Annotated in this window: 13 protein-coding genes and 1 tRNA gene; 11 read left to right on the plus strand and 3 right to left on the minus strand. The window is 61.9% G+C overall.

Features of this window, described 5'->3' with window-relative positions; genetic code table 11:
* Positions 1-26: 26 nt before the first annotated feature.
* The 6 genes from tolB (at position 27) to LO55_RS24345 (ending at position 5,240) form a co-directional block, all read left to right on the plus strand.
* On the plus strand, positions 27-1,298 hold the full coding sequence (gene tolB / locus LO55_RS24325; RefSeq protein WP_071363433.1) for a Tol-Pal system beta propeller repeat protein TolB: 1,272 nt from the start codon (positions 27-29) through the stop codon (positions 1,296-1,298).
* 34 nt (positions 1,299-1,332) lie between these two features.
* Positions 1,333-1,857 carry a peptidoglycan-associated lipoprotein Pal gene (gene pal, locus LO55_RS24330; RefSeq protein ID WP_005671244.1) on the plus strand — a complete coding sequence of 175 codons (525 nt, stop codon included), beginning with the start codon at positions 1,333-1,335 and terminating at the stop codon, positions 1,855-1,857.
* 111 nt (positions 1,858-1,968) lie between these two features.
* Entirely contained in the window at positions 1,969-2,724 is a 756-nt protein-coding gene (gene ybgF, locus LO55_RS24335; RefSeq protein WP_071363434.1) for a tol-pal system protein YbgF, read from the plus strand.
* 77 nt (positions 2,725-2,801) lie between these two features.
* Positions 2,802-2,877 (plus strand) — tRNA-Lys (locus LO55_RS24340).
* A gap of 787 nt (positions 2,878-3,664) precedes the next feature.
* Complete coding sequence (locus tag LO55_RS26105) at positions 3,665-4,801, plus strand: protein kinase domain-containing protein (protein ID WP_177185570.1); 1,137 nt, start codon at positions 3,665-3,667, stop codon at positions 4,799-4,801.
* 181 nt (positions 4,802-4,982) lie between these two features.
* Complete coding sequence (locus LO55_RS24345; RefSeq protein WP_071363435.1) at positions 4,983-5,240, plus strand: hypothetical protein; 258 nt, start codon at positions 4,983-4,985, stop codon at positions 5,238-5,240.
* A gap of 505 nt (positions 5,241-5,745) precedes the next feature.
* Here LO55_RS24345 and LO55_RS24350 read toward each other — a convergent pair.
* The 3 genes from LO55_RS24350 to LO55_RS24360 are packed head-to-tail and all read right to left on the minus strand — an operon-like array spanning position 5,746 to position 8,696.
* A complete protein-coding gene (locus tag LO55_RS24350) occupies positions 5,746-6,558 on the minus strand; it encodes an ABC transporter ATP-binding protein (RefSeq protein WP_071363436.1) in 813 nt (270 codons plus the stop codon).
* A gap of 15 nt (positions 6,559-6,573) precedes the next feature.
* Positions 6,574-7,497 (minus strand): nitrate ABC transporter permease, encoded by a 924-nt coding sequence (gene ntrB / locus LO55_RS24355; protein WP_071363437.1) that lies wholly within the window; start codon positions 7,495-7,497, stop codon positions 6,574-6,576.
* A 29-nt stretch (positions 7,498-7,526) separates the two neighbouring features.
* A complete protein-coding gene (locus LO55_RS24360) occupies positions 7,527-8,696 on the minus strand; it encodes a CmpA/NrtA family ABC transporter substrate-binding protein (protein WP_071363438.1) in 1,170 nt (389 codons plus the stop codon).
* An 802-nt stretch (positions 8,697-9,498) separates the two neighbouring features.
* Here LO55_RS24360 and LO55_RS24365 point away from each other — a divergent pair.
* From LO55_RS24365 to LO55_RS24385, 5 genes are all read left to right on the plus strand, one after another.
* Positions 9,499-9,693: a hypothetical protein gene (locus LO55_RS24365; protein ID WP_005669451.1), complete on the plus strand. Its 195-nt coding sequence runs from the start codon at positions 9,499-9,501 to the stop codon at positions 9,691-9,693.
* Positions 9,694-9,772: 79 nt separating this feature from the next.
* Positions 9,773-10,087: a hypothetical protein gene (locus LO55_RS24370; RefSeq protein ID WP_071363439.1), complete on the plus strand. Its 315-nt coding sequence runs from the start codon at positions 9,773-9,775 to the stop codon at positions 10,085-10,087.
* A 159-nt stretch (positions 10,088-10,246) separates the two neighbouring features.
* Positions 10,247-10,981, plus strand: a complete 735-nt coding sequence (locus LO55_RS24375) for an ABC transporter ATP-binding protein (protein WP_307188259.1) — start codon at positions 10,247-10,249, stop codon at positions 10,979-10,981.
* Complete coding sequence (locus tag LO55_RS24380; RefSeq protein ID WP_071363441.1) at positions 10,978-12,414, plus strand: DUF3526 domain-containing protein; 1,437 nt, start codon at positions 10,978-10,980, stop codon at positions 12,412-12,414. The genes LO55_RS24375 and LO55_RS24380 overlap by 4 nt, the downstream gene beginning before the upstream one ends.
* Positions 12,411-13,760, plus strand: a complete 1,350-nt coding sequence (locus LO55_RS24385) for an ABC transporter permease (RefSeq protein WP_071363442.1) — start codon at positions 12,411-12,413, stop codon at positions 13,758-13,760. Before LO55_RS24380 ends, LO55_RS24385 begins: the two co-directional genes overlap by 4 nt.
* Positions 13,761-13,787 lie beyond the last annotated feature (27 nt).

Genomic DNA, 13,787 nt, shown 5'->3' on the forward strand with positions numbered 1-13,787 from the left:
TTCGAACCAGTTTTACTAGAGACACCATGAAAAAACTTCACATTTTGCTGTTCAGCGTTTCCCTCGCAATCGGGACAACAGCCAATGCGCAGATCCAGATCGAAATCGCCGGCGTCGGCAGCAACCAGATTCCGGTCGCCATCGCCGCCTTTGCGGACGAATCCGTCGCGCCGGATAAAGTCTCGGCCGTCATCCGCGCCGACCTGGAGCGCAGCGGCGTGTTCAAGGTCATCGACGCCGGCCAGGTGATCAGCGATGCCGACGCCGGCCAGGTGAACCTGGGCGCCTTCAAGGCCAGCGGCGCCGACGCGCTGGTGGTCGGCAGCGTGGCGCGCCAGCCGGACGGCCGCTTCGCGATCCGCTACAAGCTGCTCGACACCGTCAAGGGCGGCGAAATCTCGCAACTGGGCGGCGAAGTCCAGCCGCGCTACACCCGCCTGCAGGCGCACCGCATCGCCGACGACGTCTATGAAAAGCTGACCGGCGTGCGCGGCATCTTCTCGACCCGCATCGCGTACGTGAAGGAAGACCGCGCAGCCAACCGCTTCGCGCTGGCCGTGGCCGACGCCGATGGCGAGAACGAGATCATCGCCACCCAGGGCAAGGAGCCGATCATCTCGCCGGCCTGGTCGCCGGACGGCATGAAGGTCGCCTACGTTTCGATGGAAAACCGCAAGCCGGTGGTCTACCTGCAAGACCTGATGACCGGCCGCCGCAACGTCATCTCCAACCAGAAGGGCAACAACTCTGCGCCTTCCTGGTCGCCGGACGGCTCCACCCTGGCCGTCGCCCTGTCGCAGGACGGCAATACGGAAATCTATACCGTCAATTCGAGCGGCAGCGGCCACCGTCGCCTGACCAACAACCCTGGCATCGATACCGAGCCGCAATTCTCGGCCGACGGCCAGACCATTTACTTCACGAGCGACCGCAGCGGCGGTCCTCAGATCTACAAGATGAGCGTCTCGGGCGGCAATGCCACCCGCGTGACCTTCAATGGCAATTACAATATCAGCCCACGCGTCTCGTCGGACGGCAAGACGCTGGCCTGGATTTCGCAGCGCGGCGGCGCTTTCTCCTTATACGCGATGGACCTGGCAAGCGGCCGGGAACTTCGCCTGGCCGATGGGGCCACCGAACCGAGTTTTTCGCCTAACGGCAAGTACATCATGTATGCAACCAAGGGCGGCGGGCGCGTCTCGCTTGCAGTGGTGTCAGTGGATGGACGGGTCAAGCAACGCTTGACGACCAAAGCGGGAAACATTCGGGAGCCCAGCTGGGGTCCTTTCATGAAGTAAGAAGTAAAACCTTAACCAGAACAGGAGAAAATCCATGCGCAACTTCAAGAGTCTCGCTTTCATCGCTTCCGCTGCCGCCCTGCTGGCCGCTTGCTCGTCGCCAACCAAACTGGAAGAAACCCCAGTCGTTGAAAAGTCGCCAGAGCCAGCAGCACCAGTGGCTGACAGCCGTGACATCCGTCCAGTGGAAACCGGCACCGTCGATCCACTGAACGATCCAAAAGGCGTCCTGGCCAACCGTAGCGTCTACTTCGACTACGACAGCTTCGTGGTCCGCGCCGACGGCCAGCCAGTGGTGCAGAACCACTCGGGCTACCTGACCAAGAACACCTCGCGTAAAGTCCTGATCCAGGGCAACACCGACGAACGCGGCGGCACCGAGTACAACCTGGCCCTGGGCCAGAAGCGTGCCGAAGCCGTCCGTCGCTCGATGGCGTCGCTGGGCGTGTCGGAAGGCCAGATGGAAGCCGTCTCGCTGGGCGAAGAAAAGCCAAAAGCAACCGGCAGCAACGAAGAAGCCTGGGCTGAAAACCGCCGCGCTGACATCGTTTATCAGTAATCAATCCGGCTGATCGGGCCGATCAGCGTTGATTGACAGGGGGCGGGACGCAGTGCAGACTGCTACCCGCCCCGTTTTATCTCAGCAACCGGTTTAGAAAGAGCAACGCTTATGATCAAACTGTCTCCGTCCCGCCTCGCCTGCCTCGTCCTGGCCCTGTGGATGCCGCTGCATGCCGCGGCCGGCCCGTTCGATGACGACGAAGCGCGCAAGGCCATCCTGGACCTGCGCACCAAGGTCGACAACATCACGCGCGACCTGACCGCGCGCATCGACGGCAAGTCGGACAAGACGGTCCAGATCGAGATGCTGAACCAGCACGAGCAGACCATGCGCGAGATCGCCCGCCTGCGGGGCCAGATCGAAGTGCTGCAGAACGAATTGTCGAAGGCCCAGGAAAGCCAGAAGCAGTTGTACGCCGACCTCGACGCGCGCATGAAGCGCTTCGAGCCGCGCCAGGAAGTCATCGACGGCCAGACCGCCGAAGTGATGCCGACCGAGAAGACCGCCTACGAGGCCGCCACCGCGCTGTTCCAGTCGGGCGATTACAAGGGGGCCTCGGTCGCGCTGCAGGAATTCGTCAAGCAGTATCCGCAATCGGCGTATGCGTCGAACGCGCAGTACTGGCTGGGCAACACCTATTACGCACTGGGCGACTACAAGAAGGCCATCGCGGCCCAGCAGGTCGTGACCACCACCTACGCCGACAGCGCCAAGGTGCCGGACGCCATGCTGAACATCGCCAGCAGCTACGCCCTGCTGAAGGACAACAAGAACGCGAAGAAGTCGCTGCAGACGCTGGTGTCCAAGTATCCGGACTCGAGCGCGGCGCAGACGGCGCGGGATCGGTTGGCTTCGCTGAAGTAAGCAGGGGCTTCAAGCGCGGCTTGATCGGGCTCGGCAATTGACAGGTTCATGACCTGGCCCTATAATCTTGCTTCTTCGGGTCGTTAGCTCAGTTGGTAGAGCAGCGGACTTTTAATCCGTTGGTCGCGTGTTCGAGCCACGCACGGCCTACCAGAGATTCAGCAGAAACGCCAGCCTTCGGGCTGGCGTTTTTTGTTTTTCGTATATCCAACATATTCCCAAGCTCGTCGCTCAGTGCTGAACAGCAGAAGAATTGACGTTCCTACAAAGTAGGATGAATTGCGCAAAGACAATGACAATCTTATACCGCGCGCACCGCAGAGATGAAGTGCATGAAACCCAAGGAATTCTAGTCAACCCATATCTACAGATGGCCAGACGCCCTAGAGATTCTTCTCGAGAACTCCATGAATTGGCTGACGAGTGGTTTGAACAGCAATTTCGCCTGCGTTTTCGAAGCCGGACCCTATTTTGCAGCGGCAGTCGTGCCGAGGCTGAAACTTACTGCGACGAAGGTCATGTACTGATATCAATCGAGCCCCTCGGCGATTACGAGTTCTGCTACTCTCCCGAATGCATCGATATGTATCGACACTTCAAAAGAATTGGCAGCCATCCTTGGCAGCGAACTCAAGTGTGGAACGAATTGACCTCCTTGCAATATCAACGGTTCAACAACAAAGAATGGAATCACGCAGCAGCTAGTGGCTGTGAGATTATGGTATATGCACGGGAATTTAAGTATCGAAGAGAGTAGTGATCAATTTTAAAGCATAGGGGCTCATAGTTAAATAAATAAAGACACATGCGCGGATATTAAACATCTTTTAGCTTATTCCCTGATGGCAATATTGATTACCTCCGTTGCAAAATCATATTTCTTTCAGTCATAAAACGCCAAAACAGGCAAATATCTTCAAAAATAAAAATGGAAATCGGGATGACTTCCTTACGAAATCCAGCTGATTTAATAAATCGCGCTTTGGCAGATGCTCGACCTGCACCGAAAATTGACCTTTCAGCGTTCCTACAAAAAATCGGGCTTTTTGAGATACACGGCTACACATATAATCAGGTTCTCGCCGGAGGCGGCACGAATCTTACCGCCTTATACTCCAAGGATGGGGAAAACGTAGTCGCAAAGATTTTCTTTACAGGTCCGACCGGTGCGGGTGACGCACGTTGCGATCGTGAGCTGAAGATGCTATGCATGGCACATTCCATAGAGAGTGCGCTTGAAATTAAAGTAGTCCCGCGAGTGATCAGCGAATTTTCTTCCTCTGACGGCATGATAGTCGGCTTCTTAATGGAGCACATCAAAGGAAAACCGCTGACAGATATAATTACCAGCATCACTCCTGGCGACTTTGATGAGTCGATCACAACATTTACTAGGGTTGGCTGGGCCCGCCATAATGCCTTTCGAGCGTCTATCTCTCACAAAGACCTGCATCCAGGAAATATTATCTTTGAGATGGAAAATACTGAGTGGGAGCAATGGATTAAAAACCCTGAGAATGAATATGATGCACGTGTAAGAATATTAGACTTAGGATCCGCTGTAATGCCGCTGCAGTTTTCGTACTCCGACGGTTTTGATGAAAGCTGGTACCAAGACTTAATTCGTTACTTCGATGGCGCGTTCACTTGCGTAGCTCCAGAGTTTTTTAGAAAAGATTTTCTCAGATCGCTACAAGGCACGCAGAGCTTCGATTGCTGGGCTCTTGGACACATCCTATATAAAATATATACCGGCCAGACCCTTAACCTCGCCAATTCAGTCGGAGACTATTGTGATCTAATTTACAGCAATAAACTAGAGCGCGAATTAAGAATTCAGATCGATAGTCACGTTCAAGAACCGCGTATGCACTTCCTAATTAGTTCAATGTTAGTGCCGGATCACAACAAACGAGTTGGCTTGTTCTCAGCAATCGAGTACGCAAATCTGTTGCGCAAGAAGAATACAAAGGTACTGAACCTACGAGGCCATGATTTATATCGCTTCGTTTATCTCGAATGCTCTGATCTCGAACATAATTTACCTCCGCATGCACGTAGCAATAGCCCTTACTAACAATTCTCGCAGCGTAAAATAGACCTGTGGTCGATCAGATGTCCTGTCGTCGGCCAAGCCTTACGGTCTATGCCTGAGGGACTGATATCAGGTTGCGATCAGCCAGTGTCCAGGTGCGGCTTAACTCCAGCCAATTTATTATTTTCTTATCTATATTTCATCTCTCTAGGACGCCCGCATAATGACTTATGAAGATTTTCTTGATGAAGTAACGACCCTCCTCACCGAGATCTACAACCTCGACGATGAGGCCGCGATCAAACTGGTGGTCGACGCTCAAGCCAGCGATTACTTCATTACCCACGACGACAAGGAAGAACTGCGCACGGTCGCCCAGGCCAAGCGCGACGCCGTGACGCTGTACGAAGCCAAGCAGAACCGCAACCAGACGCAGCGTAAGCAGCAGCAGCGCCAGGTGCAGAAAAAGAAAGCCCCTTAGCCCGCCCTAAGCTGGAGGAGCGCCTATGACGATGGACTTCGCCGAACGCATGACCGTCGATGGCACCTTCTATTTGATCGGCACCTTTGTGATCGAGCGGTATCGCAAGTCACTGCCATCACCGCCCCGCTTCAAGCCTCGGCCCGACTGCTCAAACGGCTATTACAGCACTTGGGAGATTCGGGAATGCGGCAACGAGCGCATCTTGTTCCCGACCAGATCCACCCGCAAATCGGTCTATCCCTGCTCTTCCCGGACACCGCGTTACCACTGGCCGCTACCTGGTTCAGCGGCATCATCCGCCGCTGGCACGGCGAGGGCCGCTGAACCGGCTACCCGCCTCGGGAGATCTACCCGGACGAGATCTATGTCGAGATCGCTGCCGGCAAGGTCGTGCGCGAATGGCTGCTAGACCTGCGCGGTTCCGGGCCAGACAGAGAAAGAATGGCGCCAGTCGGTACCATGCTTCCTGTGGAAGTTCTATCCGCGACCGGCGCCTGGCTAGCTACGCCGCCTCCGCCGCCGGATGCGCCTGCTTCCGATACAAAAACTCCAGCACCGCCTTGCGATGCTCGGTATAGCGCGCATCCTGCGCCAGCGCGACCCGATCGCGCGGCCGCTCCAGCCCCACCTCGACGATCTCGCCGATGGTTGCCGCCGGCCCATTGGTCAGCATCACGATCCGATCCGACAGCAGCACCGCCTCATCCACATCGTGCGTCACCATCACCACGGTCGACTTGGTGGCCGCCACGATCTTGAGCAACTCATCCTGCAAATGTGCCCGCGTGAGCGCATCGAGCGCGCCGAACGGTTCATCCATCAACAACACCTTCGGCTCCATCGCCAGCGCCCGCGCGATGCCGACCCGCTGCTTCATGCCGCCCGAGATCTCGTGCGGCCGTTTGCCCTCCGCGCTCGACAGCCCCACCAGCGCCAGCGCATCCAGCGTCCGTTCGCGCAGCTGGGCGCGGGTCTCACCGGCGCCAAACACCCGCTCGACCCCGAGATGAATGTTCTCGTAACACGTCAACCACGGCAGCAGCGAATGATTCTGGAACACCACCGCCCGCTCCGGCGACGGTCCTGCGATCTCGCGATTGGCACACAACAGCACGCCCGCCGTCGGTTTCAACAAGCCGGCAATCAGGTTCAGCAAGGTCGACTTGCCGCAGCCCGAGTGCCCGATCAGCGTGATGAACTCCCCCTTGCGCACCGCCAGGTCAATCCCCTGCAACGCCTGGAACACGCCCTTCTTCGTATGAAACGCCATCTCCACGCCGGTGATGTCGATGAACCTGGTTTGAAGGTCTTCCATGATCGCGCTCCTTAATCAGTTAGCCACTTGTTCGTGCGTCAGCGCCCGCGCCAGCGCCACCAGCGCCTGTTCGAGCAGCAGCCCCACCACGCCGATGACGACGATGGCGATGATGATGTTCGCCACGTTCAGGTTGTTCCACTCGTCCCACACCCAGAAGCCGATGCCCACGCCGCCGGTCAGCATCTCGGCCGCCACGATCACCAGCCACGCGGTGCCGATGGCCAGGCGCACGCCGGTCAGGATGTAGGGCAGCGCCGACGGCAGCAGGATCTTGGTCAGGATCTTCCACTCCGACAGGTTCAGCACGCGCGCCACGTTCATGTAATCCTGCGGCACGCGCTGCACGCCGACCGCCGTGTTGATGATCATCGGCCAGATCGAGCAGATGAAGATCGACCAGATCGCCGCCGGGTCGGCCGACTTGAATACCAGCAGGCCGATCGGCAGCCAGGCCAGCGGCGACACGGGTTTCAACAGGCTGATGATCGGACCGAACATGCCGCTCACGAAACGAACCCGCCCGATGATGAAACCCAGCGGAATGCCCACCAGCGCCGCCAATCCAAAACCCACCGCCACGCGCTTGAGCGAGGCCAGCACATTCCAGCCAATGCCCTGGTCGTTCGGGCTGTTGTGATAGAACGGATCGGCAAACAGCTTGAGCGCCTCCTGCAAGGTCGCGAAAGGTGACGGGAAGGTCTCGTTGCGGGTTGCGATCAGCTGCCACACCAGCACCACGAAGGCGATGCCCACCAGCGGCGGCAGGACCGCCTTCACCGCCCTGGCGAACGGTTGCGCGCCGCGCACGATGGGCGCCGGCTTGCGCGCGGCAGGCGCGGGACTGGCGACAGGCGCCTCCGCCGCAAGCGGCAACGTCACGACGGTCGCGCCGCCACCGGCCGGCGCATGGTGTTCGGATTTCAGGATAGCGTTCATGGCATTCCCCTATTCAAACAAGATGAAAATCAGACCCTGACCTTGAACGAAGCGGCATAGGCTTTCGGGTCCTTGCCGTCCCAGACGCTGCCGTCCATCAGCTTCGAGCTGCGCATCGGGCTGGATGGCACCGGCGCCTTGGCAAGGGTCGCCGCGTCCTTGTACAGCGCGATCTGGTTGACCGCGCTGGCCACGGCCAGGTAGTCGGGGTCCTGCTTGAGCAGGCCCCAGCGGCGATGCTGGGTCATGAACCACATGCCGTCCGACAGATACGGGAAGTTGACCGCGCCGTCGTTGTAGAACTTCATGTAGTTCTGGTCGTCCCAGGTCTTGCCCAGGCCGTTCTGGTAGCGGCCCAGGATGCGCTGGTCGATCGCGTCCTTGCTGGTGTTGACGTACGATTTGGCGGCGATGACCTCGGCCATCTTGTTCTTGTTGGCCATCGAGGCGTCGATCCAGCGGCTGGCCTCGATGATCGCGGCCATCATGGCGCGGCAGGTATTCGGGTGCTTCTTCGCGAACTCCAGCGTCGAGCCCAGCACCTTTTCCGGGTGGTCGCGCCAGATGTCCTGGGTCGTGATGGCGGTGATGCCGATGCCGTCCATGATGGCGCGGTGCCCCCAGGGTTCGCCCACGCAGAAGCCGTCCATGTTCCCGACCCGCATATTGGCCACCATCTGCGGCGGCGGCACCGTGATCACCTTGGCTTCCTTCATCGGGTTGATGCCGTTGGCCGCCAGCCAGTAATACAGCCACATCGCATGGGTGCCGGTCGGGAAGGTCTGGGCGAAGGTGAAGTCGCGTTTTTCGGCGCGCATCAGCCTGGCCAGCGACTGGCCGTCGACCGCGCCCTTGTTCGCCAGCTGCTTGGAGAGCGTGATCGCCTGGCCGTTGTTGTTCAGGCCCATCAGCACCGCCATGTCCTTGCGCTGCCCTCCGATGCCCATCTGGACGCCATACAGCAAGCCGTACAGCACGTGCGCCGCGTCCAGGTCGCCATTGGCCAGCTTGTCGCGCACGCCGGCCCACGACGCTTCCTTGCTCAGCACGAATTTCACGCCGTACTTCTTGTCGAAGCCCAGCACTGACGCCATGACCACCGAGGCGCAATCGGTCAGTGGAATGAAGCCGATCCTGATCTCGGTCTTTTCGGGCTTGTCCGAACCCGCCGCCCACACGCCGCCTGTTGCCAGCCCCATCAAGCTTCCTCCCGCTACCAGACCTGCGCCATGAATGACTTTCCTGCGCGTGACATCGACTTCGCCGACGCCCGTCGTCGCTACGCTCTTCGCTTCAAGCTTCTGATTTTTCATCGCAATCCCAATGTGGTCAGGCAAAAAAAAAGACGCGTACCGACATGAACGCATTCATGTTCCGGTAGACGTCATTGTCTTGTGGGTGCTGCCTTCGTTGGCGGCACACGCAGCGCTCCGTTGCGCTGATGCTGATTACGCAATCTTCATGCCAGGAAGCGCGCAGAGGGACGCGCCCAAAACTGCACCGCCAGCGCACCGTACGATGGCGAGAATGGCGCACTGCGATTGCGCATCGCATCATTTTGGACGAGCTGTTGCGTCCGCTCAGCGAAGCTGCAAATACACCCTTCAACTCGCTGGCACGGCATGCTAGGATGGACTGTTTCTATAAGAAAACACCAGTTGTCAATCGTGCGGCCCTTGTCTATACGTGGCATGCATGTAAAATAAATAACGTCCCGAACGGAGCCCGACTTGAAGGTCTTGCTCCCGTCCCGGGTCCCGAATTCGACGCTTTGTACTGGCATCCGCATGTCACGCATTCACTGTCCGCCCTACCCCAGCCCGCGTTATCCCAACGACGTGGCGGTGCGGCCCAGTTGCCACAGTTGCCAGACAGCCCTTCTTCCTGCCCAGCGCGCCCCGCGCGCCTGAACGGCACACCATCTTCGTATTACGCCCGGCTCACGCCGGCCATTCATCATCTACTTGCCAGTCTTCATTCGAGACGGCGCTGGAGTCAACCATGAACACCGAACATACCGAACGCCACCATTCTTCCATCCATGCCGCGACCGCGGTCGACCGCAGCAACCCACAGGCGCCGAAACGCGGCATCGCCAAGGACATCGTCTCCAACGGCCGCCGCCTGCGCACCCGCATCGGCGTCATCGCCGCCGCCTGCATCGGCCTGACCGCGCTGCTGATCGCCTTCGAGTAAGCCTCGATTGGTGCGACCCGGTTGTCGGCTCGATGTCCGCTGGGCTATACTGCCCCGCATCAACGTCAATCGGGATCGCATGCAGTTCCAGGCCGCCAGCTTTCAGCAGATGAGCGCACCCCTGCGCCGGGTGCTGGCCTGCCTGTGCGCGCTGATCCTTGCACTGCAACTCGTGGGCGCCTCGTTCCACGACCATGACCTGTCCGAACAGCTGTCCGACTGCGTCAGCTGCCAGCTCGCTTCCCATTCCACGGCCGACCTTCCCGCGGCATCGCCACAACTGCTGGCGATCTTCCTCGTCATCGCCTACGTCCTCGCACGCCTGCCGCGCCCCGCGCCGGTCGTCCTGCGCCGCTACCTGATTCCTTCCCGCCAGGCGCCTCCGCGCCACTGATCCGCCTCCAGTACCCGTGCAGGCCGGCCCGCGCCGGCTTGCGGGCGCGCATGCGCTTTCGCGCACTGCGTGCATCCCGCGCGCGCCGCCGCCGGCTTTCACGCCGCGACGCGCGTGTCGCCTGTCGCTCCCGCTTCACCACAAAGGACCACGATGACCATGAATACCCCTGCCCTGGAGGCGAACGGCGTGACCGTCGCCTACCAGTCCGCGCCCGTGCTGCGCGACCTGTCCCTGCGCGTCGCGCGCGGCGAGATCTATGCCCTCCTGGGCGGCAACGGCGCCGGCAAGTCGACCACCATGAACACCTTCCTCGGCTTCACGGCGCCCCGCTCCGGCAGCGTGCGCGTGTGCGGCGTCGACGTCGCCGCCGACCCGCTGGCCGCGCGCGGCCAACTGGCCTATGTGCCCGAGAACGTGGCCTTGTACGAGCATCTGGACGCCCGCGAGAACATCGAATACTTCCTGCGCCTGGCCGGCAGCAGTTGGAGCGACGCCGGCATCGACGCGGCCCTGGACGCCGTGCGCCTGGACGCCTCGGCCTGGAAACGCCGCCTGGGCGGCTATTCGAAAGGCATGCGCCAGAAGGTCGCGATCGCGCTGGCCGTGGCGCGCCAGGTGCCGGTGCTGCTGCTGGACGAACCCACCACCGGCCTCGATCCGCAGGCCACCAGCGAGTTCAACGCCCTGCTGCAGGGCCTGCGCGGGCGCGGCAGCGCGATCTTCATGATCACCCACGACCTGCTGGGGGCGGCCGAGGTGGCCGACCGCATCGGCTTCCTGGAGCGCGGCCACATCAGCCATGAAGTCGCGGCCGGCGGGGACGAACGCTATGACGTGCGCGACCTGTACCGGCGCTATGCCGGAACGACGCAGGCAAAGGAACCGGCATGAGCGCCACCATCAGGCAAGCGCTGCCCGCCATCGCCCGCAGCGAATGGCGCGCCATGCTGCGCAACCGGGTGGCGGTGGCCGCCGGCATCCTCATGCTGGCGCTGACCCTGGCCGCGATCCTGGTCAGCCACGAACGCGTGCAAGCCGTCGACGCCGAGCGCGCGCGCTTTCAAGGCACGGCCGACGCACAGTGGCACAACCAGCCGGATCGTCATCCGCACCGCGTGGTGCACTACGGGCACTACGTGTTCCGTCCGCTGAGTCCCCTCGCCTTCTTCGACTTCGGCGTCGATCCGTTCACCGGCAACACGCTGTTCCTCGAAGGCCACCGCCAGAACAGCGCCAACTTCAGCGATGCGGGCCAGTCCTCGGTGCTGCTGCGCTTCGGCCAGCTCACCCCGGCCTTCGTGCTGCAGGTGCTGACGCCCCTGCTGATCGTGTTCCTGGCCTTCGGCAGCGTCGCGCGCGAGCGCGAGCGCGGCCAGCTGCGCCTGCAGATCGTGCAGGGCATCCCCGGCGCGACCCTGTTGCTCGGCAAGCTGGCCGCGCATGCCGGCGTGGCGCTGCTGCTCGGCGCTCCCGCCTTCATCGCGCTTGCCGCGATCGCGCTGCTGCATCCGGCGGCGGCGCCGCAGGCGCTGACGATGCTGCTCGGGTACGCGCTCTACCTGCTGCTGTGGGTGGCGGCGGCGGTGCTGGTGTCGGCGACGCTGCCGCGCGCGCGCGACGCGCTGCTGGCCCTGGTGGCCGGCTGGATCGTCACCGCAATCCTGCTGCCGCGCGTGATGCCCGACTTCGCCGCCGGCGACGTCGGCCGGCCGAGCCGCATCGAAACCGAAGTCGCGATCCACGAGCGGCTGGCCGCGATCGGCGACAGCCACAATCCCGACGACCCCTATTTCAACGCCTTCCACGCGCGCACCCTGGAGAAATACGGCGTGCAGCGGGTCGAAGACCTGCCGGTGAACTACGGCGGCCTGTTGATGGCCGAAGGCGAACGCCTGACGAGCGAACTGTTCGACGAATTCATGCGCGCCGACTTCGCGCGCCAACGCGAAGAGAACGCGATCGTGCATTCGGCCAGCCTGTTCAGCCCCGTGATCGCGCTGCGGCGCATGTCGACCGCACTGGCCGGCACCAACCTCGACAGCCACGCGCGCTTCCTGGGCGAGGGAGAAAAATACCGCTACGCCTTCGTCCAGGCGCTCAACGGCCTGCACGCCAACGTCGTCTCGCCGCAGGGCGCGGGCGACGAACGCATCGACAAGCACCACTGGGACGACACGCCGCGCTTCGGCTATCCGCCCGCGCCCTACGCCGAGGTGGCGGCGCGCCATGCCTGGCCGGCCTTCGCCCTGCTGGGCGGCTGGTTGCTGGCCCTGCTGGGCGCCGCTTATCCCATCGCGAAACGCCTGGAAAGGAAGGCCAAATGAAAACGCTGACATTTGAACTGCGCCAGGTCGCGCATTCGCGACTGGCCGTCGGCGCCGTCGTGCTGCTGGCACTGTTGTGCGCGCTGTCGGTCTGGACCGGCCTGCAGGCCGTGAGCCAGCAGCGCGCCGCGCTCGAGCGCATCGCCGCCAACCACGCGCAGGACCATGCCGCCATCGCCGCCAAGCAGCTCAAGGGTGGCGTGGCCGAAGCCGGCTCGGTCGGCTACTACCTGCCGCACCTGACGCTGAACCCGCCATCGCCGCTGGCCTTCGCGGCGATCGGCCAGCGCGACCTGCAGCCGCAGGCCCTGCGCGTGCGCCTGCTCGGCCTGCACTCGCAGCTGTACGAGTCCGAGGCCATCAACCCCGAGCTGGCCATGCCGGGCCGCTTCGACTTCGCCTTCGTGCTGGTGTTCCTGGCGCCGCTGTTCGTGATCGCGCTGATGCACGACCTGGTCTCGAGCGAGCGCGAAGCCGGCCGCCTGCGGCTGCTGGCGTCGCTACCTGCCGCCGCCGACACCTGGCGCCGCCGGGTCGGCCTGCGCTATGGCCTGGTGTGGCTGGCCACCCTGCTGCCGCTGGCCTGTGGCGCGCTGGTGGCCGGCGCCGCTGTGGCGGACTTCGCGGCGATCGCGCTGGTGGCCACGCTCTATCTGGCCTTCTGGTTCGGCCTGGCGAGCTGGGTCGCGGCGCGCGCCCGCACCTCGAGCAGCAGCGCCGCGATCCTGCTGGCCTGCCTGGTCGGCTTGACGATGATCCTGCCGACCCTGGCCGACGCCGCGATCGCGCGCCTGTCGCCGGTGTCGAAAGGCGTCGAGCTGGCGCTGGCCCAGCGCCAGGCCGTGCACTCGGGCTGGGACATCCCCAAGCCGGAGACCTTCGAAAAATTCTTCCGCACCCACCCCGAGTGGAAGGACACGCCGCCGGTTGAAGGACGCTTTCACTGGAAGTGGTACTACGCGATGCACCAGGCGGGCGACGATGCCGTCGCCGCCGACGTCGCCGAATACCGCGCCAGCATGCAGGCAAGAGAAAGCTGGACGGCGCGCGTCGGCCTGGTGCTGGCCTCGGTGAACGTGCAGGTGCTGCTGCACCGGCTGGCCGATACCGACCTGGCGGCGCAGCTGGCCTACCAGGACCGTATCGCGGCGTATCACGCGCAGTTGCGGCGCTTCTTCTATCCGTATCTGTTCGAGGAGCGGGCAATGACGCGGGCCGACCTGGCGCGGCTGCCGCGCTATAAGCATGTGGCGGCGCCCGGCCGCCTGCCGACAGGCCAGTTGCTGGCGCTGGGCGTGCTGGCGCTCGCGCTGCTCGCGATTGGACTACGCAAGCTGCGCACGTAATGTGGTGTAAACGACAGAAGCCAACCC

Source organism: Massilia timonae, from assembly GCF_001866515.1.
GTDB classification, from domain to species: domain Bacteria; phylum Pseudomonadota; class Gammaproteobacteria; order Burkholderiales; family Burkholderiaceae_D; genus Telluria; species Telluria timonae.

Bases quoted from the DNA above. Each gene is read 5' to 3' on its own strand.
- tolB (WP_071363433.1), top strand. From the start codon at position 27: ATGAAAAAACTTCACATTTTGCTGTTCAGCGTTTCCCTCGCAATCGGG.
- pal (WP_005671244.1), top strand. From the start codon at position 1,333: ATGCGCAACTTCAAGAGTCTCGCTTTCATCGCTTCCGCTGCCGCCCTG.
- ybgF (WP_071363434.1), top strand. From the start codon at position 1,969: ATGATCAAACTGTCTCCGTCCCGCCTCGCCTGCCTCGTCCTGGCCCTG.
- LO55_RS26105 (WP_177185570.1), top strand. From the start codon at position 3,665: ATGACTTCCTTACGAAATCCAGCTGATTTAATAAATCGCGCTTTGGCA.
- LO55_RS24345 (WP_071363435.1), top strand. From the start codon at position 4,983: ATGACTTATGAAGATTTTCTTGATGAAGTAACGACCCTCCTCACCGAG.
- LO55_RS24350 (WP_071363436.1), bottom strand. From the start codon at position 6,558: ATGGAAGACCTTCAAACCAGGTTCATCGACATCACCGGCGTGGAGATG.
- ntrB (WP_071363437.1), bottom strand. From the start codon at position 7,497: ATGAACGCTATCCTGAAATCCGAACACCATGCGCCGGCCGGTGGCGGC.
- LO55_RS24360 (WP_071363438.1), bottom strand. From the start codon at position 8,696: ATGGGGCTGGCAACAGGCGGCGTGTGGGCGGCGGGTTCGGACAAGCCC.
- LO55_RS24365 (WP_005669451.1), top strand. From the start codon at position 9,499: ATGAACACCGAACATACCGAACGCCACCATTCTTCCATCCATGCCGCG.
- LO55_RS24370 (WP_071363439.1), top strand. From the start codon at position 9,773: ATGCAGTTCCAGGCCGCCAGCTTTCAGCAGATGAGCGCACCCCTGCGC.
- LO55_RS24375 (WP_307188259.1), top strand. From the start codon at position 10,247: ATGAATACCCCTGCCCTGGAGGCGAACGGCGTGACCGTCGCCTACCAG.
- LO55_RS24380 (WP_071363441.1), top strand. From the start codon at position 10,978: ATGAGCGCCACCATCAGGCAAGCGCTGCCCGCCATCGCCCGCAGCGAA.
- LO55_RS24385 (WP_071363442.1), top strand. From the start codon at position 12,411: ATGAAAACGCTGACATTTGAACTGCGCCAGGTCGCGCATTCGCGACTG.